The organism is Telluria sp. PB2R4, assembly GCF_059685695.1.
On record NZ_JCASIC010000001.1, the window covers coordinates 232,721 to 250,593 of the forward strand.

General features: G+C 67.9%; 13 protein-coding genes. 6 read left to right on the plus strand and 7 right to left on the minus strand.

Annotation, left to right across the window (positions count from 1 at the left end; genetic code table 11):
* Positions 1-493 precede the first annotated feature (493 nt).
* The 5 genes from AC56LU_RS01045 to AC56LU_RS01065 form a co-directional block, all read right to left on the minus strand.
* The gene (locus AC56LU_RS01045) at positions 494-1,249 is read right to left on the minus strand and encodes a FadR/GntR family transcriptional regulator (RefSeq protein WP_497173731.1); all 756 of its coding nucleotides are present in this window, start codon (positions 1,247-1,249) and stop codon (positions 494-496) included.
* Positions 1,250-1,280: 31 nt separating this feature from the next.
* Entirely contained in the window at positions 1,281-2,624 is a 1,344-nt protein-coding gene (locus AC56LU_RS01050) for an MFS transporter (protein WP_497173732.1), read from the minus strand.
* Positions 2,621-3,697 (minus strand): alpha/beta fold hydrolase, encoded by a 1,077-nt coding sequence (locus AC56LU_RS01055; RefSeq protein WP_497173733.1) that lies wholly within the window; start codon positions 3,695-3,697, stop codon positions 2,621-2,623. Before AC56LU_RS01055 ends, AC56LU_RS01050 begins: the two co-directional genes overlap by 4 nt.
* Positions 3,698-3,708: 11 nt before the next feature.
* Positions 3,709-5,925, minus strand: a complete 2,217-nt coding sequence (locus tag AC56LU_RS01060) for a TonB-dependent receptor (protein ID WP_497173734.1) — start codon at positions 5,923-5,925, stop codon at positions 3,709-3,711.
* Between the two features lie 74 nt (positions 5,926-5,999).
* The gene (locus AC56LU_RS01065; RefSeq protein ID WP_497173735.1) at positions 6,000-7,478 is read right to left on the minus strand and encodes an FAD-binding oxidoreductase; all 1,479 of its coding nucleotides are present in this window, start codon (positions 7,476-7,478) and stop codon (positions 6,000-6,002) included.
* 178 nt (positions 7,479-7,656) lie between these two features.
* On the opposite strand from AC56LU_RS01065, the gene AC56LU_RS01070 reads away from it, so the two are divergent.
* Positions 7,657-8,400 carry an alpha/beta fold hydrolase gene (locus tag AC56LU_RS01070; protein WP_497173736.1) on the plus strand — a complete coding sequence of 248 codons (744 nt, stop codon included), beginning with the start codon at positions 7,657-7,659 and terminating at the stop codon, positions 8,398-8,400.
* A gap of 33 nt (positions 8,401-8,433) precedes the next feature.
* On the opposite strand, the gene AC56LU_RS01075 is transcribed toward AC56LU_RS01070, so the two are convergent.
* Positions 8,434-11,895, minus strand: a complete 3,462-nt coding sequence (locus AC56LU_RS01075; RefSeq protein WP_497173737.1) for an indolepyruvate ferredoxin oxidoreductase family protein — start codon at positions 11,893-11,895, stop codon at positions 8,434-8,436.
* Between the two features lie 137 nt (positions 11,896-12,032).
* Here AC56LU_RS01075 and AC56LU_RS01080 point away from each other — a divergent pair, with 137 nt between their 5' ends.
* Complete coding sequence (locus tag AC56LU_RS01080) at positions 12,033-12,503, plus strand: Lrp/AsnC family transcriptional regulator (RefSeq protein ID WP_497173738.1); 471 nt, start codon at positions 12,033-12,035, stop codon at positions 12,501-12,503.
* Here the strand turns inward: AC56LU_RS01080 and dalD are convergent.
* A complete protein-coding gene (gene dalD, locus AC56LU_RS01085; protein ID WP_497173739.1) occupies positions 12,466-13,875 on the minus strand; it encodes a D-arabinitol 4-dehydrogenase in 1,410 nt (469 codons plus the stop codon). The genes AC56LU_RS01080 and dalD overlap by 38 nt on opposite strands.
* Before the next feature lie 113 nt (positions 13,876-13,988).
* Here dalD and AC56LU_RS01090 point away from each other — a divergent pair, with 113 nt between their 5' ends.
* The 4 genes from AC56LU_RS01090 to lldD are packed head-to-tail and all read left to right on the plus strand — an operon-like array spanning position 13,989 to position 17,685.
* Entirely contained in the window at positions 13,989-14,633 is a 645-nt protein-coding gene (locus AC56LU_RS01090; RefSeq protein WP_497173740.1) for a TetR/AcrR family transcriptional regulator, read from the plus strand.
* Entirely contained in the window at positions 14,626-15,504 is an 879-nt protein-coding gene (locus AC56LU_RS01095; protein ID WP_497173741.1) for an alpha/beta hydrolase, read from the plus strand. Before AC56LU_RS01090 ends, AC56LU_RS01095 begins: the two co-directional genes overlap by 8 nt.
* Positions 15,501-16,514, plus strand: a complete 1,014-nt coding sequence (locus AC56LU_RS01100; protein WP_497173742.1) for a carbohydrate kinase family protein — start codon at positions 15,501-15,503, stop codon at positions 16,512-16,514. Before AC56LU_RS01095 ends, AC56LU_RS01100 begins: the two co-directional genes overlap by 4 nt.
* A 4-nt stretch (positions 16,515-16,518) precedes the next feature.
* Positions 16,519-17,685 carry an FMN-dependent L-lactate dehydrogenase LldD gene (gene lldD, locus AC56LU_RS01105; RefSeq protein WP_497173743.1) on the plus strand — a complete coding sequence of 389 codons (1,167 nt, stop codon included), beginning with the start codon at positions 16,519-16,521 and terminating at the stop codon, positions 17,683-17,685.
* Positions 17,686-17,873 lie beyond the last annotated feature (188 nt).

Consider the following 17,873-nt stretch of genomic DNA (forward strand, 5'->3'; position numbering starts at 1 on the left):
GAAGCCTGTCGGCAGGTGCTCCTAGCGATTTGGCACGCTGGACAGTTGACGTTATGGCCAAGCGGTAGCTCTTCACTTGTCATGGTATCGTTCATGGTATTGATGGACATCCATGCCAAAAGCAAGAGTAGAATCAAAGCGTTAGCTCATCTATTGATGATCGAGTGGGAGTTAATCGCGCCGTTCAGTATTCGGAAAGCCAAACGATTTTGAAAAAATACGCTCTCATTTCAGGGGCGTTTTATTCGAGGGCGAAGACAGGAAGATACAGGGAAACGGGCTCAAAGGCATCTTGGGGTATCGCCTAGCGCTGTCTGGCCCGTTACTATCGTTATAAAGCAGATGCACGTTGCTAAACTCCATTGAACCTAGCCCGGCTCTCAATAGGAAAAACCGGCTTCGGAGACGGGAGCTGAGCATGGGGGAATGCCCTCCCACGGCGCCACAGTCTACCTGACCTCAGCGATCGCTCGACAACGCGACTAGCCCTTGATTAACTGTTGACGGCGGTTGCCGGGACGTCCCGTGCCTCGCCGCTTTCGCGCCGCGCCACATGGACGATCGAGATGTCGAAGTGGTAGGTCATGGCCGAAACAGCCCCCATGGCGTCGCCGGAGCAGATGCGGTCGACCACGGCTTCGTGCGCGTCGATCACGCGCGTCAGTTCGCTCTCGCTGCGGCGGTCGTCGAAGTGGATGCTGGACGACGCCTCGACCGGCGTGCGCAGCGCGGCCAGCAGGATGCTGTTGAGCGGATTGCCGCTGGCTTCCGCGATCACGGTGTGGATCGCGGTGTCGCAGGCGACCCGGCGGGCATGGTCGGAGCCCGCCGAGCGCATCTGCGCCACCAGCTCGCGCAGCTGCTGGCGCTGCTCGGGCGTGGCGTAGCGCGCCGCCAGCTGGGCTGTCTGCAGCTCGATCGCGCGCCGGGTTTCGATGACGTGCGCCACGCTCACCTGGGCGGTGGTGAGTGCATAGTCGAACACCTGGGCCAGCACGTGCGGGTCGATGGCCTTCAGTCGCGGCTTGCGCCCGCCCTCGATTTCCAGGATCCCGAGGGCGGCCAGCGTGCGGTAGGCTTCGCGCACGCTGCCGCGGCTGACCTTCAGCTCCAGCCCGATCTGCACTTCGCTTGGCACCATGTCGCCGGGCCGCAGCTGCTCGCGGTTGACGAGCGCCAGCAGGTGGCGAGCCACCTGGGCCGACAGGGTGGGGCGTTCGAGCGAGTGGAGCGGGGCGAGCTGGTTCATCGTTGCAGCCTAACTATTATGGCAAGCGCTGTCAAACGGCAGCGGGTAAGGCCGGGTAGACCTTGCCGATGCGGCGCGACAGGGTCCAGAAGAACAGCCCGGTGAAGATGTTGATCAGCGCGACCAGGGTCATCGACAGGCGCAGGCCGCTGACATCGCCGTTCGAGGCGAACGCGTCGCTCAGCACGCCGACCAGCACCGGTCCGAGCCCCTGGCCGATGACGACACCGACCACGCCGATGATCGCCACCGCCGTCGCACGGGCCTGGGGCGAGACCAGATCCTGCACGGTGCCGAACACGGGTCCGGCGAGGGTCCCGGCCGACAGGAAGGCCAGGCAGAGCAGGCCCATGGCGGCGATCGGGTTCGGCACATAGAAGCTGCCGATCAGGGGCAGCAGCACGCCCCAGCTGATGAAGGCCGAGTAGCGCGCTCCCCAGGTACGCGAGCCTTTCGCGTATTTCACCGTGAGCTGGCCGCCGACCAGGGCGCCGATACCGCTGGACAGGCCGATCGCCAGGCCGAGCCCCAGGCCGATCGCCATCGGGCTCATGGCGAAGGCACGCTCGAAGTAGCTCGGCAGCCAGGACGCCACCGCGCCGGCCAGGCCGACGAATGCAAAGGCGAACACCAGCATGAAGAAGCAGCGCAGGTCGCCCAGCTGGGTCCAGACGCTCGGTTTGCCACCAGCTTCCAGGGCGGAGGGCGGCGGCTGGTCCACGCGCAGCGGCTCGCGCACGGTGAAGTGGAAGATCAAGGCCATGACCATGCCGGCCACGCCCAGGATGATGAAGCCCATGCGCCAGCCGACGGTCTGCACCAGGATGCCGCCGCCCAGCATCCCGCCCAGCATGCCGAGGTAAACGCCCGAGAAGTGGGCGCCGTAGGCGCGCCCGCGCAGCTCGCGCGGGTAGTAGTCTCCCAGCATCGAGTGCGACGCAGGCACGCAGCCGGCTTCGCCCACGCCCACGCCGATGCGCGCGGCCAGCAGGAACATGAAACTGGTGGCCATGCCGGAGATGCCGGTCATGAAGGTCCAGACCACGAAGCTGAGGAAGATGATCCACTTGCGGTTGCCGCGGTCGGCCATGCGCGCCAGCGGGATCGACACCAGGCCGCCCAGCAGCGCGAAGGCCAGGCCCGTCATCAGGCCGAGCTGGGTGTCGCTGAGCAGGAATTCCTTCTTGATCGGCTCCATGAACATGGAGATCACGACCTTGTCGACCGAGCACATGAAGCCCACCACGGCGAGCGCCACCAGCACATAGGTGCGGTAGGCGTCGCTGAACTGGCGGGGCGCGGCCGGCACGTCGCCGGCCGGCAGGACGGGGGCGTCCATCGTATCGGTCATCGCCGTATTCATCGTGGACTTCATGCGGCCACCTCGGTTTTCAGTGCGTTGAATCCGGACGGCGCCCAGGCTGCGGGGTCCGTGTCCATGAAGCGGCGCAGGTCGTCGGCCCACAGCGCGGCGTCGGCGCCGGAGGCGAAGTGCCCCTTTTCGCTGTCCAGTTCCACGTAGGACCAGCTGCCGGTATGCGGCAATGCCGCCACCTTGCGCGCCAATGCGGGCGAGAACATCGGGTCGGTGCGCGAGATCACGTACATCACCGGCGCGCGGATGGCGCCGAGCTGCGCGCGCACGTCGAAGGTCTCGGCGGCGCGCATCAGCACCACCAGCGACATCGGGTCGAACGCCTCCGCCCATTCGCGCGCCAGGCGGTCGACTTCCTGGGCGCGCGCGGTCGGATCGGGAATGCGCTGCTGCAGTTCGACTTCGACGCCATACTTGTTCAGGGTATCGGTGCGCATCGCCACGAGGGTGTCGAACATGGCGTCACGGTCGCCCGCGACCCACGCTTCCCAGCCGGGCGTAGCTGACAGCGACGCGAGGATCGCGTCCGCGGTGCCGGGCGCGCCCGGGTGCCATGGCGCGCCGACGGCCGCGGCCACCCGCTCGACCATGTCGGGGTAGCTCACCGCCCACTGGAAGGACTGGTAGGCGCCGAAGGACGGCCCGACCACGGCCGCCAGCTTGCGCACGCCGAGCGCATCGAGCAGCGCCTTCTGCACACGGATGATGTCTTCCGCGGTAATTGCGGGGAAGTCGGTGCCGTAGGGGCGCCCGGTGGCCGGATCGATGCTGGCCGGCCCGGTCGAGCCGTAGCAGGAACCCAGCATGTTCGGGCACACCACGAAGTAGCGCTCGGTGTCGATCGGCTTGCCCGGGCCCACCAGTTCGCTCCACGAGCCTTCGGCCACGTTGGCGTCGCGGTCCAGCATCGTGGGGCCGGTGGTGTAGCCGTGCAGGACCAGTACCGCATTGGTCCCGTCGGCGTTGAGCCGGCCCATGCTGCGGTAGGCGGTGGTGGGCGCGGGGAGGACCGCGCCGCCGGCCAGGACCAGGTCCGGGCCGGTGTGGTAGTGCAGGATGGCGTCGTCGTGCATGGCGGTTCCGATCAGAAGCGGTAGCTCAGGTCCGCGCCGAAGGTGCGCGGCGCGATGTAGGCGCCGCCGAACGGGCTGCCGGTTGGGGCGAGGCTCTGCGACTTGAGGTAGGTGATGCCGTCGTCGTCGGTCAGGTTCTTGCCGTAGAAGGCCAGGCGCCAGTTGCCGTTCTCGATGCCGGCGCTCAGGTTCACGGTGGTGTAGGACGGCACGTCCTTGGCGGCGCGCTGGCTGAAGTCGGAGCGGCGCTCGCCGGTGTAGTTGACGGTGCCGCCGGCGTAGCCGGTCCAGCCTGCGGTGACCGGGAACTGGTAGTTGGCGCCGATCGAGGCGGTCGTTTTCGGCACGAACGGCAGGCGGTCGCCATCCAGGCCGCCGGCGGCCGGTGCGTTCTCGGTCAGCTCCGCTTGGGTGTAGCCGAGCGAGCCGCGCAGCGACAGGCCCTTGACCGGGAAATAGGACAGGGCCAGTTCGGCGCCGCGGCTGCGCGCCGAGCCGCCATTGACCAGGAAGTTGAAGCCGGCGGCGCTGGTCTGGATCTGGATGCCGTCCCAATCGGTCGAGAACAGGGCCGCCTCGATCGACAGGCGGCCTTCGTCGATCACCGACTTGTAGCCGATTTCATAGCTGGTCAGGGTGTCCGGCGCGAAGGTCAGGGGCGCGAGCGTGGCTGAGGTCGGAGGCACGGCGTTCGGGCCGCCCGGACGGAAGCCGGTCGCCACGCGCGCATACATCGCGGTGGTCGCGGACGGCTTGTAGCGGGCGGTGGCCAGGTAGGTGGTCTTGCTTTCCTCGGAACCGGAATCGAAGATCACCGGGGTCGGGCCCACCAGCAGGCCGCTGTAGTTCTGGGCATAGACCTGTTTGTCGCGGCCGTGGCGGATACCGGCCAGCACGTCGAACTGCGGCGTGATGGCGTAGGTGGCGTTGGCGAACACCGAGTACTCCTTGTACTTGCTGTCGATCGAGGCCTTGACGATGCTCGGCAGCGGGATATCGGCGCCAGTCGTGGTCGAGAACGGGCGGAAGCCGGGAATGCGGTTGCCGCTGTCTTCGTTGGTGTAATACAGGCCGCCTTCGTATTCGAGACGGTCGTCGAAGGCGGTCGAGCGCAGGCGCAGTTCCTGCGACACCCGGTGGGTGTTGGTGTACTGGGTCGAGGCGATGCCCAGGTTCGGAATCCCGAAGGCCGCGCCCAGCGCGACGCCGTAGCCGAAGCTGCCGTCCGCTCCCTGCGCGGCATCGACGTTCTGCACCGTGGTCGAGGACACCAGCTCGAAGTCGCCGAGCTGGCCGTTGAGGGTGATGTTGCCGACTTCCAGGCTGGCGGAGGACAGCTCGTCGGTGAAGCGCTTCTGGGTCAGCTCGCCGTGCAGCGGGCGCAGGGACATGGGGTCAAGGTCGACGATGGTGTTGCCGGTGGATTTCACCTTCTGCGTCAGCGCGAAGGCGCTCAGCTTCCAGTCGTTGTTGACCAGCCAGTTGAAGGCGATGCGGCCGCCTTCGACCTTGGCTTCGTTGACGTCCTTGCGGCCGCTGGTCTGGTCAATGTAGCCGGCATCGGTGCGGCTGAACGCCGACACGCGCAGCGCCATGTCCTGCTCGCCGAACGGGATGTTCAGCGCGGCGCGGGCATTCTTGCCATTGCCGCCGCCTTTCACGGAATTGGCGCCCAGGGTGACGCTGCCGCGCATGCTCCTGAAGTCGGGCGGGGATGTCACGTAGCGCACCAGGCCGCCCATGGCGCCGGCGCCGTACAGGGTGCCTTGCGGGCCCTTCAGGATCTCGACGCGCTGCAGTTCGGCCGGGTCGATGTCCGGGGTGACCGCGCTGCCGGCGGCGTAGGCGTTCACCGAGCCGATCGGCGCTTCGTCGATGTAGAAGGCGGTGGTGGACGCCGGCTGGTTCACGCCCGTACTGATGCCGCGCAGCGTCACTTGCGTGAAGCCCTGGCGGTACGAGGACAGCGACATGCCCGGCACCTGGGCCACGTAGTCTTCCAGGCGGACCTTGCCGTCCTTGGCCAGCTGCTCGGTCTTGACCGAGGTGACCGAGGCCGGCACGTCGATCGCCGCCTGCGCGCGCTTTTGCGCGGTGACGATGACCTTGTCGATGCCGTCGTCGCTCTGTGGCTGCTGCTGGGCCGAAGCGGGTAGGGCGGCCAGCGCGCACAGGAGCGAGACGGCGGCGGCGGTGGCGGTACGGGCAAAGCGCGGTGCGTGGTGCATGAGTGTCTCCAATTTTATGGATCTATATAGTTATGGTGTTACCTGGTACTGCGGTGTTACCGGGTTTGTAGCGTTCAACCGACACTTGCACATGGATACGATCTTGCGACATGCAAGCGCAATTTGAACGCGTGGGCAGGGGACCTGCCCACCCTACGAAAGATTTTTCCAGGGTTGAGGATCCCGTTCGGGTCCCACGCCTGCTTGATCGACTGCATCAGGCCGACGACCTCGCCGCCATATTCGAGCAGCAGCTTGGATTTCTTGCCCATGCCGATCCCGTGCTCGCCGGTGCAGGTGCCGCCGACCGAAAGGGCGCGGTCCACCATCGCCGCGTACACGCGGTCGACGGCCGCATGTTCTTCCGGGTTGTCCGGCATCGGCATGAACAGCACGTGGAAGTTGCCGTCGCCGACGTGGCCGAGGATCGGGGCGACCAGGCCCTCGGCATCGATCATGGCGCGCGCTTCGGCCACGCTCTGGGCCAGCGCCGACATCGGCACGCAGATGTCGGCCACCACGCTCACGCAGCCCGGGCGCAGGGCCAGGGCGGCGAAATAGGCCAGGTGGCGCGCATGCCACAGGCGCGAGCGGTCTTCGGGGCGCGTCGCCCATTCGAAATTGGTGCAGCCATAACCGGCGCAGACTTCCTGCGCCAGTTCGGCCTGCTCCTTGACCGCCAGCGGGGTGCCGTGGAATTCCAGGAACAGGGTCGGCAGCTCGGCCAGGCCCAGGTGCGAGTGCTGGTTGCAGGCGCGTACCTGGTGCTCGTCGAGGAATTCGATGCGCGCAAACGGCACGCCCGACATCGACAATTCGGTGACCGCATCGACCGCCGCTTCGAGGCTGGGAAAGGCGCAGCTGGCCGCGGCCACTTCGGCCGGCAGCGGATGCAGGCGCAGGGTGATTTCGGTGATGATGCCCAGCGTGCCTTCGGAGCCGGTGAGCAGGTGCACCAGGTCGTAGCCGGCCGAGGATTTGCGGGCGCGGCTGCCGATCCGCACCAGGCGGCCGTCGGCCAGCGCCACTTCCAGGCACTGGACGTTGTGCGCCATCGAGCCGTAGCGCAGGGTGGTGGTGCCGGAGGCGCGGGTCGAGACCATGCCGCCGATGGTGGCGTTGGCGCCGGGGTCGACCGGGAAGAACAGGCCGGTGCCCTTCAGGTGGGCGTTGAGGGCCTCGCGGGTGATGCCCGGCTGGACCACGCAATCGGTGTCTTCGGCATTGATGGCGATGACCGCGTCCATGCGCGACATGTCGATGCACACGCCGCCGAACGGCGCGCTGACGTGCCCTTCCAGCGAGCTGCCGGCGCCGAAGGCAATGACCGGCACGCGGTTCTGGTTGCACAGGGCCAGGATCGCACAGACTTCCTGCTTGTCGAGCGGCCAGACGACGACGTCCGGGGCCATGCTGGTGGCCAGGCCTTCGCCGCGCGCATGCTGTTCGCGTACGGCTTGCACGACGCTGACCCGGTCGCCGTAGCGTTCGCGCAGCGGCGCGATGACAGACTCCACGGGGCCGAACGGGGTAAAAGGGTGTCTCGAAGTCATTCTGCGTCCTTAATGAGGATCTGTTCGTCAGTATGGTCCGAGAATACGCCGAGCTGTTAAACCTATCAAACATGTTTAACACGTGGCGGCGAAGATACAGGGTGCGAGGGGTGATTTAGCCTCGGTATCACCCGACCTGTATGATATGTTTTTCATATAAAACAAATGGGGAGACACCATGCATACCGACCAACCCGCCGTCATCCTCGTCCACGGGGCTACCATGAACGGACGCTCCTGGGATCCGGTGCGCCGCCTGATCGACCCGCGCCTGCGCGTGCTCACGCCCGACTTGCCAGGCCACGGCGCGCGCCAGCACGAGGCCTATACGCTGCAGGGCGGAATCGATACGGTGGTCGCGGCGGCGCGCGAACTGGGCGACGCGCCTTTCATCGTGGCGGGCGACTCGCTCGGCAGCTACACGTCCCAGGCGGCGGCCGCGGCGCTGCCCCAGGACCGGCTCAAGGGCCTGGTGCTGGGTGGGGCCAGCCACGAGTTCCGCGGCGCGCCGGTGTTTCCCTACCTGGTCAAGTCCCTGAGCTTCCACGTCATGCTGGCCCTGTTCGGCGAACGCAAGCTGGTCGAGGGCAAGATTCCCGCCACCTTGCGCGAATTCGGCATGAACGACCTGGATGCCGACGCCGCAGTGGCGGCCGGGATCAGCCTGAAGGTGTTTCCGCAGGCCGTCGCGGCCCTGCGCGGCGTGGACTTTCGCAGCAAGCTCGCCGCGATCACCCAGCCGACCCTGTTCATCAACGGCGACGACGATACCGACCACGTACGCGGCGAGGCGCGCTATGTCGCCGCCGCCCAGCAGGGCAGCGTTGCGCGCCTGCCTGATTGCGAGCACGGCGTGAGCCTGCGCCGCAGTGCCGATTACGCCGAACTGCTCAACGGCTTCGCGCGCCGGGTCCTGCCGTAGGACCCGGCCGCCGCCTCGGGTGCCTCAGGTGCCTCAGGTGCCCGTGCGCAGGCTGGCCTGGGGCGCTGCCAGCAACTCCGCCTGTTTGTTCCAGTAGGCCTGCATCGCTGCTTCCTTGACTGGCCCGAAACCGCGAACCTCCTGCGGCAACTGCGCCAGCAGCAGCGCCTGCGCCAGTCCATCGCGATCGAGCGTGGCGCAGGTGCTGGCGATGACTGCCAGGTAGTCTTCGGCGAGGCGCCGTTCCGCGCGGCGCTCGTCGGTGTGGCCGAAGGGATCGAAGCGGCCGCCACGCAGGAACTTCAGGCGCGCCAGCAGCGTAAAGGCCGGCAGGATCCAGGGACCGAACTTGCGCTTTTTCGGGCGGCCCGTGGCCGGGTCGATGCGCGAGAGCAGCGGCGGCGCCAGCCACAGCGAGATCCTGCGCGTGTCCGAGAACTGCGCTGCCAGCGAAGCCTTGAATTCGGCGCTGCCGTACAGGCGCGCCACTTCGTACTCGTCCTTGTAGGCCATCAGGCGGTAGGCGTTCTCCGCCACGCTGCGGGCGAAAGCCTCGCTGGCAGGCGCAATGCGTGCCTCGGCGCCGCGGGCCAGCTCCACCAGCGTGCGGTAGCGCGCCGCATAGGCATCGTCCTGGTAGGCCGCCAGCTCGGCCGCGCGTGCGGCAAGCAGTTCGTCCAGGCTCTGCGGGGCCGCCGGGGCGCCGGGTGTGCTTGCCTCAAGCAGTGCGGCCGGGTCGGCCGCGGCGATCCGTCCCCAGGCAAAGGCCCGCTTGTTCAGCGCCACCGCAGCGCCATTGAGTTCGATCGCCTGCTCGATCGCCGCCTGCGACAGCGGCACCAGCCCGCGCTGCCAGGCATAGCCCAGCATCAGGGTGTGCGCGGTCACGGTGTCGCCGAACAGCGACTGGGCCAGGCTGCTTGCGGACACGCCATGGAAAGCGTTCGGCATGCAGTGCTGGCGCACCCGGTCGAGCATCAGGCTGGTCGGCTGGGTGGCGTCGCGCTGGCGCACCACGGCGGAAGTCGGGGTCTGGTCGGTGTTGACGATGCTGGCGGTGCGCGTGGGCGAGAGCCGCGCCAGGTTGTCGCTTGCGGCGGCGACAACGATGTCCGCGCCGAGCAGCAAATCGGCCGCGCCCGGCCCGACCCGCACCGCGCCGATCTGCTGCGCCGTGGCGGCGATACGCACCTGGCTGACCACGGCGCCGTTCTTCTGCGCCAGGCCGGTGAAATCGAGCACGGTGGCAGCCTTGCCCTCGAGGTGGGCGGCAGCGCCCAGCAAGGCGCCCATGGTCAGCACGCCGCTGCCGCCGATGCCGGTGACGACCACGTTGAAGCTGTCGGCAAGTGCCGGCAGCCGTGGGAGCGGCAGGGTTGGAACCAGGCGCGCCTCCAGCGTGCGCAGGCGCGCATCGTCTGGTTTACGCAGGCGCGCGCCTTCGATCTCGATGAAGCTCGGGCAGAAGCCCTTGGCGCAGGAGACATCCTTGTTGCAGGCGCTCTGGTTGATCTTGCGCTTGCGCCCGTAATCGGTTTCCAGCGGTTCGATCGCGATGCAGTTCGACTGTACCGAGCAGTCGCCGCAGCCCTCGCAGACGCGTTCGTTGATGAAGATGCGCTTGTCCGGATCCGGCAACTGCCCGCGCTTGCGGCGGCGGCGCTTTTCGGACGCGCAGGTCTGCTCATAGACGATGGCGCTCACGCCCGCGACGGTCCGCAGTTCGCGCTGGACCGCGTCGAGCGTGCTGCGCTCGTGCACCGTGACCCCCGGCGCCAGGTCCGTGGCATCGCGCCAACGGGCGGGATTCTCCGACACCAGGGCGATGCGAACCACCCCTTCCGCATGCAGCTGGCGCGTGATGCGCGCCGGATCGATGGCGCCCTCGGCCGCCTGGCCGCCGGTCATCGCCACGGCGTCGTTGTACAGGATCTTGTAGGTGATATTGGCCTTGGCGGCCACGGCGGCGCGGATGGCCAGCAGGCCGGAGTGCTGGTAGGTGCCGTCACCCAGGTTCTGGAACAGGTGCCCGGTGGTGGAGAAGGGCGCCGCGCCGAGCCACTGCGCGCCTTCGCCGCCCATCTGCGAGAAGGTGGTGGTCTTGAGCTCGGGCTGCGCCAGCGCCATCACATGGCAGCCGATGCCGCCGCCGCTGCGCGAACCTTCCGGCGTGCGGGTCGAGGTGTTGTGCGGACAGCCGGAGCAGAAGTAGGGGGCGCGGATCGGGATCACCGCCCCCGGCCTGGCCGCGCGCGGCCGGTCGATCGCGGCCAGGCGCTCGCGCAGCAGCGGCAGCGCGTCGCCGAAGCGCGCGGCCAGGGCGCGCGCCACGATCAGCGGCGTGAATTCGGAAACCTCGGGCAGCACGGGGCCGTCCTTGGCACCCTTACCGCTGACGCGCGGCCGCGCCGCGCCTTCCAGGCCATACAGCGCGTCCTTCAGCTGCGCCTCGACATTGCTGCGTTTTTCTTCCACCACCAGCACTTCCTCGTGGCCGCCGGCAAAGGCGCAGGCGCCGTCGGTTTCGAGCGGCCAGCTCATGGCCACTTTATAGACCGAGATACCCATCGCGGCCACCTCGTCCGTGGACAAGCCCAGGTCTGCGAACGCCTGCATCAGGTCCTGGTGCGCCTTGCCCACCGTGACGATGCCGAAGCGCCGCTGCGCCGCCTCCACGACCGTGCGGTCGATGCGGTTGGCGCGCGCCCACGCCCGCGCGGCCGGCAGCCGTTCGTCGATCAGGCGGCGCTCCAGTTCGGCGCGCTGGCCGGGCCAGGCCAGCTTCGGATCCCAGTTGTAGCCATGGTCAGGCGCCGGACCCGCCGGCGCCACGAACACGGGCGCATCCGGCAGGTCGAAGGTGGCGGCGGTTTCCACCACTTCGGCGATGGTCTTCAGTCCCACCCACAGCCCGCAATAGCGCGACAGGGCAATGCCCGCCAGGCCCAGCTCGATGACTTCGCGCACGCTGGCCGGCTGCAGGACCGGCATCGAGGCCGCATGATAGATGCCGTCGGTCTGGTGCGGATACATCGAGGACTGCGCCGCGTGGTCGTCGCCCGATACGGCCAGCACGCCGCCCAGCGGCGAGGTGCCGAGCATGTTCGCGGTGCGGAACACGTCGCCGGTACGGTCCACGCCCGGGCCCTTGCCGTACCAGATGCCGAACACGCCGTCCACGCGCCCCGGCCCGAAGGCGGTATGCATCTGCGCGCCCCACAGCGCGGTGGCGGCAAGGTCCTCGTTCAGGCCCGGCTGGAACACGATGTCGTGGGCGGCGAGATCGTCCTGCGCCTTCCACAACTGCTGGTCGTAGGCGCCCAGCGGCGAGCCGCGGTAGCCCGATACCAGGCCGGCCGTCGAGAGACCGTTGGCGCGGTCGAGGCGGCGCTGCAGCATGGGCAGCAGTACCAGCGCCTGTATCCCCGTGAGGAATACCTGGCCCTGCGCCTGCTGGTAGATGCTGGCGCGCGGCGCCTTGCGTGAAAGTTCCATCGTCTGTCCCCGTAATGCTTGTTGTCGAATGAGAGAAATTTTAGAAGCAAGGGCGGAGCGATTGGGACTGAAAACGGTTAGACTTGTGCTCTTCTTTAGAGCTTATTGCTACACCCGGATAGAAACAGTAGGCGGATATGACCAAGGAAATCGACATCGACAGGATCGACCGTAAAATCCTGCGCCAGCTCGCGCAGGACGGCCGCATCGCGTGGAGCGAACTGGCCGACCTGGTCGGCCTGTCGCTCACGCCCACCCTGCGCCGGGTGCGCCGGCTGGAGGAAGCAGGGTATATCCAGGGCTATGTGGCCAAGCTGGATGAGGCCCGGCTGGCGGGCCGCATGAGCGTGCTGGTCGCGGTGACCTTGACCTCGCAGTCGGAGGAAACGCTGGCCCGCTTCGAAGAAGCCATCGTCGCCGCGCCCGAGGTGATGAGCTGCTTCCTGATGACGGGCGACGCCGACTACAGCCTGCGCGTGGTGGTGCCGGACCTGGAGACCTATCACCAGTTCCTGACGCGCACGCTCACCCGCATCCCGGGCGTGGCCCACATCAAGTCCGGCTTCGCCCTCAGGACGGTGCTGAACCGGGCATCGGCGCTGGTTTGAGCGCCACCCTGTCCTGGGCCGCGCGCACGGCCTGCACCAGCACGGGTGAACCGGCCAGCTCGCCCCACACTGCCGGCTCCGCACAGAAAGCCGCCACCAGGTCGCCGGCGCCGCACACACGCTGCACGAATCCCTCGTCGAGCGCTGCGTCGCGGTAGTCGGCCTGCACCAGGCCCGCCCGCCAGCGGCACAGGAAAGCCAGGTACAGCGCCGGCAGCGGCGCCACCGCCTCCAGCCCGAGGCCCCGCGCCATGCGTTCGCGGATGGTCGGCACGATAAAGCCCGGCAGCTTGGCCAGGCTGTCGGCCAGCACCCGGTCCACGGTGTCGCGCACGGCGTCGCCGGCGAAGCGCGCGATCACGGCATCGCGGTAGGCTTCCAGGTCCACCGGACTCGGACGCAGGCAATCGAACACGGCGCCGGTCACGTAATCGTGTACCAGGGCGCGGATGCGCGCATCGCGCATGCCTTCATGGATGGTTCTAAAGCCCAGCAGGGCCCCGGCCCAGGCGATGCAGCTATGGCTCGCGTTCAGGATGCGGATCTTGGCTTCTTCGAACGGCGCCACCGATTCCACCATGCGCGCACCCACACCTTGCCAGTCCGGGCGGCCGTTGCAGAAGTCGTCTTCGATCACCCATTCGATATAGGATTCGCTCATCACCGCGGCGGGATCGTCGCGCCCCGTGGCGGCCAGCACACGGGCGCGCAGTTCCGGCGTCGCACGGGGCGTGATGCGGTCCACCATGGAATTCGGAAAGCGGGTGTGCCGTTCCATCCACGCCAGGAGATCGGCTTCGCCCGCCAGCGTGAGGAACCGGCGCAAGCCCTGGCGCACCCGGTCGCCGTTGTGACGCAGGTTGTCGCAGCACAGCAGGGTCACCGGGCCCGTATCGGCGGCGCGGCGCGCGCGCAGGATCGCGGCCAGCACGCTGTAAATGGTGGCACCCGGTTTGCCATTGCGCGCTTGCGCCAGGCTGTCCTGCAGGTCTTGCGAGGACAGGTCCAGCTGGCCGTCCGCCCCCAGGAAGTAGCCGGCTTCGGTGACGGTGAACGAGATGATGCGCGTGGCGGCATCGGCGCCGGCGGCGAGCACTGCGTCCAATGCCGGTTCATGGGCGAGGACGGCCGAGATGGCGCGGATGGTGCGGTAGGCATAGGCGCCATCGGGTGTGACGGTTTCCAGCGTATAGGCGCAACCCTGGGCCCGCATCGCCTCACCGGGATCGAGCGGATCGGGACGGATGTTCGCCGCGACGATGGTCCACCCGGCCTGGTCACGATCGATCAGCTCCTGCAGGTAGGCGGCCTGGTGCGCGCGGTGGAAGGCGCCCAGGCCAAGGTGAAGGATGACGCTGTCGTGTGCTTGCATGGGTTGCAGGGTCCTGTTGGATAGGTATGGAAGTTTTTCTTGTGATTCGGCGATATATCTGCCAATCTACTACAAACCTGTATGACAGGTTGTAAAAAATGAGGAGACAAGCCGTGGATCTAATCCGGGATTCCAGGAGCAAGTCGGAAACGACCCGCGCAGCGATCATCGAGCACGCGCTTGGCGTGGCCAGCCACGACGGTCTGGAAGCGCTGACGCTCGGCACATTGGCCGATTCCATGAAGATGAGCAAGAGCGGCGTGTTCAGCCGCGTCGGCTCGCGCGAGACCCTGCAGCTGGCCGTCCTGGCGAACTACCGCCAGCGCTTCGAAGCCGAGGTCTTGCATCCGTCGCAGCGCATGGCGCCCGGCCTGCCGCGCCTGCGGCGCCTGTTCGACATGAGCCTGAAGCAGGTCGAATCCGGGCAGGCCACCAATTCCGCGGGCTGCTTCTATATCAGCTGCGCCGCCGAATACGACGACCGGCCGGGCGCGGTGCGCCATGCGCTCACCGACAGCGTCAACGCCTGGCGCGATGCGTTCGAAGAGGGTGCGCGCCAGGCGGTGCTGCTGGAGCACCTGGCCGGCGACCTGGACCCGGGCCAGCTGGTCTTCGAAATCTACGCCTTGCTGCTCGCCGCCCAGCACGACACCCGCCTGCTCGAGCAGCGCAGCGCCACGGCGCGGGCCCGGGCCGGCTTCGAACGCCTGCTGGCGCGCTGCGGCGCGCAGCCCCGCGGAGAACCCAGCCATGCCTGACTCGCCGCTGCACCAGATGCTGCGGGACGCCATGCCCGGCATGCCCGAATGCGACCTGCCGCGTTTCGCGGCAGCGCTGACGGTCGACGAACCGTATGCCGCGCCGCCAGTCGACGCCGCCGTGCCGGAAGGCCGTTTGCTCGCGCGCCGGCACCGCTCCACGCAGGTCTACCCCGGCGTCGAACGCGCCTACACGCTCTACGTGCCGGTCCAGTACGACGCCAGCGAGGAAGCCAGTCTGATGGTGTTCCAGGACGGCAGCCGCTACCTCGGTCCGGAAGCGAATGCCGCGCGCGTGCTGGACGCCATGATCGCCGACGGCGGCATGCCGCCCACCATCGCCGTGTTTGCCGAGCCGGGCGAGCAGGGCCCCGGCCTGCCGCTGTATGGCGGCAGCGGCAACCGCAGCGTCGAATACGATGCCATCGGCGACGCCTATGTGCGCTTCCTGCTCGAAGAACTGCTGCCGGAAGCGTTGGCCGGCTACCGCGTCTCGAGCGACCCCGCGCAGCGCGCGATCGCCGGTATCAGTTCGGGCGGGCACTGCGCCTTCAATGCCGCCTGGGAGCGCCCGGACGCTTTTGGCAAGGTGCTCACGCACTGCGGCAGTTTCGTCGACATCCGCGGTGGGCGCGCCTGCGCGAGCCGCGTGCGGCGCGAGCCGGTCAAACCCTTGCGCGTGTTCCTGCAAAGCGGCGCGCACGACCTCGACATCCTGTACGGCAGCTGGCTGTTGGCCAACCGCGAGATGGCCGCGGCGTTCGCCTACCGCGGCTACGACCATCGATTCGTGGAAGGCGAGGGCGGGCATTCGCTCAGGCACGGCGGCGCGATCCTGGCCGAGACCCTGCGCTGGCTGTGGCGCCCATGAGCGGCGCGCTGCACGGCTTGCCCGTGTTCGTTGCCGCTGGCGAGGCGCTGACCGACCTGGTCACGACCGGCGCCGACAGCTGGCGCAGCCACCCGGGCGGCGCGGTATGGAACGCCGCGCGCGCCATGGCCCACATGGGCGTGCCGAGCGCCTTTGCCGGCGCGGTCAGTGCCGACCTGTTCGGCGCGGCGCTGGAAGAGGCCAGCCGCGAGGCCGGGCTGGACGCGCGTTTCATGCAGGTGCTGGCAAAGCCGCCGTTGCTGGCGATCGTCCATGCGCTCGACCCGCCCAGCTATTTTTTCGTAGGGGCCGACAGCGCCGACCTGCATTTCGACCCTGCGTTGCTGCCGGCGGGATGGATGGCGGCGGTGCAGTGGGCCCACTTCGGCGGCATCAGCCTGGCCCGTGAACCCCTGGCATCCACCCTGCTGGCGCTGGCGCGGCAGCTGAAGAAACGCGGCGTGCGCATCAGCTACGACCCGAATTTCCGCCAGCTGATGAACGAGCGCTACGACCCGACGCTAACGGCGATGGCCGCGCTGGCCGACCTGATCAAGGTGGCCGACGACGATCTGCGGGGCTTGTTCCGCTGTGACGACGCCGACGCCGCCTTTGCGCGGCTGCGGGACATGCAGCCGCAGGCCCTGTTCCTGTTTACCCGCGGCGCGGCGGGGGCCTCGTTGTTCCAGGGACGCGACGCGTGGACCGCGCGCCCGCCGGCGATCGAGGTCATCGATACGGTCGGCGCCGGCGACGCCAGCCTGGCCGGGCTGCTGGCCAGCCTGATGCTGCACCCGGGCCGGACTGGCGAAGAACACCTGGCGCGCGCGGTGGCGGCAGGTGCGGCCGCCTGCATGCTTGCAGGCGCCGCGCCGGTCACGCAGGAGCAGGTGGAAAGCCTGGCCAGGCGCACCGAGGTCAGTGCCGACCCGCCGCTGCCGGCCAGCCCGTTCGCAGACAATGCACACCAAACCACTTATCCAGGCAAGGCTGCCGGCCTTGCAGACTGATCCCATGCTCATTTCATCCGCTACCGATTTCCGCGCTGCGGCGCAGCGCGTCCTGCCGCCTTTCCTGTTCCATTACATCGACGGCGGCGCCGGTGCGGAGGAGACGATGCGTGCCAACGTCGATGACCTGCAAGCCGTCAAGCTTCGCCAGCGCGTACTGCGCGGCTCGGAGGCGCTCGACCTGGGCGTCGAGTGGTTCGGCCAGCGTTATGACTTGCCGATCGCGCTCGCCCCGGTCGGACTGACCGGCATGTATGCGCGGCGCGGCGAAGTGCAGGCCGTGCGTGCAGCGGACCGCTGCAACATCCCCTTTATCCAGTCGACGATGTCGGTGTGTTCGCTGGCCGAAGTCGCGGCCCAGGCCGCGAAACCGCAGTGGTTCCAGCTATATGTGCTGAAGGACCGCGGCTTCATGCGCGACGTCATGCAGCGCGCCAGCGACCTCGGCGCGTCGACCCTGGTGTTCACGGTCGACACGCCATTGCCGGGCGCGCGCTACCGCGACGCGCACAGCGGCATGAGCGGCCCGAATGCCGGCATGCGGCGCGTTTTCCAGGCCATGCTGCGTCCACGCTGGGCGCTCGATGTGGGTCTGTTGGGCCGCCCCCACGACCTCGGCAACATTTCGGCCTACCTCGGCGGCGCCACCGGACTCCAGGACTTCATGGGCTGGATCGGCGCCAACTTCGATCCGGGGATCAGTTGGGAGGATCTCCAGTGGATCCGCGACGAGTGGAAAGGAAACCTGGTTATCAAGGGCATTCTCGATGTGGACGATGCGCGCGATGCGCTGGCGTTCGGCGCCGATGGGATCGTCGTGTCGAACCATGGAGGACGGCAGCTCGATGGCGCCCTGTCGACAGCCCGGGCGCTGCCGTCGATCGCCGCCGCCGTCAAAGGCCGGATGACCGTCTTCGTCGACGGCGGCGTCCGTACCGGCACCGATATATTCCGCATGCTCGCGCTGGGTGCCGACGGCATCCTGATCGGCCGCGCCTTCGTCTACGCGCTGGCGGCGCAAGGGCAGGCCGGGGTCGAACGCCTGCTGGCGATCATGGAGAAGGACATCCGCACCAACATGGTGCTGACCGGCGTGACGACACTACACGACATCGGGCCGGATTTGCTGGCGGCAGGCGCAATCCCTCCTTGTCACGGAACCGGCTCCTGAACCGAGCCCGATGACGCAAGGCCGGAGCTTCGTCCCGTATGCGGCGGGCGCGCTGTTCTTCGCCGTCGCCATGGTCTTTACCCATACCTTCGCCTTCGGTTTGCTGCCGTCGCTCGATCCGAGCGGACGCGCGCCGTTATCCGGCCGCGAACGCGTCCGAAGTCGATACCGAATCGTTTGCATAGTGG

Coding starts and splice junctions, on each gene's coding strand:
- AC56LU_RS01045 (WP_497173731.1), bottom strand. CDS start 1,249: ATGAACCAGCTCGCCCCGCTCCACTCGCTCGAACGCCCCACCCTGTCG.
- AC56LU_RS01050 (WP_497173732.1), bottom strand. CDS start 2,624: ATGAAGTCCACGATGAATACGGCGATGACCGATACGATGGACGCCCCC.
- AC56LU_RS01055 (WP_497173733.1), bottom strand. CDS start 3,697: ATGCACGACGACGCCATCCTGCACTACCACACCGGCCCGGACCTGGTC.
- AC56LU_RS01060 (WP_497173734.1), bottom strand. CDS start 5,925: ATGCACCACGCACCGCGCTTTGCCCGTACCGCCACCGCCGCCGCCGTC.
- AC56LU_RS01065 (WP_497173735.1), bottom strand. CDS start 7,478: ATGACTTCGAGACACCCTTTTACCCCGTTCGGCCCCGTGGAGTCTGTC.
- AC56LU_RS01070 (WP_497173736.1), top strand. CDS start 7,657: ATGCATACCGACCAACCCGCCGTCATCCTCGTCCACGGGGCTACCATG.
- AC56LU_RS01075 (WP_497173737.1), bottom strand. CDS start 11,895: ATGGAACTTTCACGCAAGGCGCCGCGCGCCAGCATCTACCAGCAGGCG.
- AC56LU_RS01080 (WP_497173738.1), top strand. CDS start 12,033: ATGACCAAGGAAATCGACATCGACAGGATCGACCGTAAAATCCTGCGC.
- dalD (WP_497173739.1), bottom strand. CDS start 13,875: ATGCAAGCACACGACAGCGTCATCCTTCACCTTGGCCTGGGCGCCTTC.
- AC56LU_RS01095 (WP_497173741.1), top strand. CDS start 14,626: ATGCCTGACTCGCCGCTGCACCAGATGCTGCGGGACGCCATGCCCGGC.
- AC56LU_RS01100 (WP_497173742.1), top strand. CDS start 15,501: ATGAGCGGCGCGCTGCACGGCTTGCCCGTGTTCGTTGCCGCTGGCGAG.
- lldD (WP_497173743.1), top strand. CDS start 16,519: ATGCTCATTTCATCCGCTACCGATTTCCGCGCTGCGGCGCAGCGCGTC.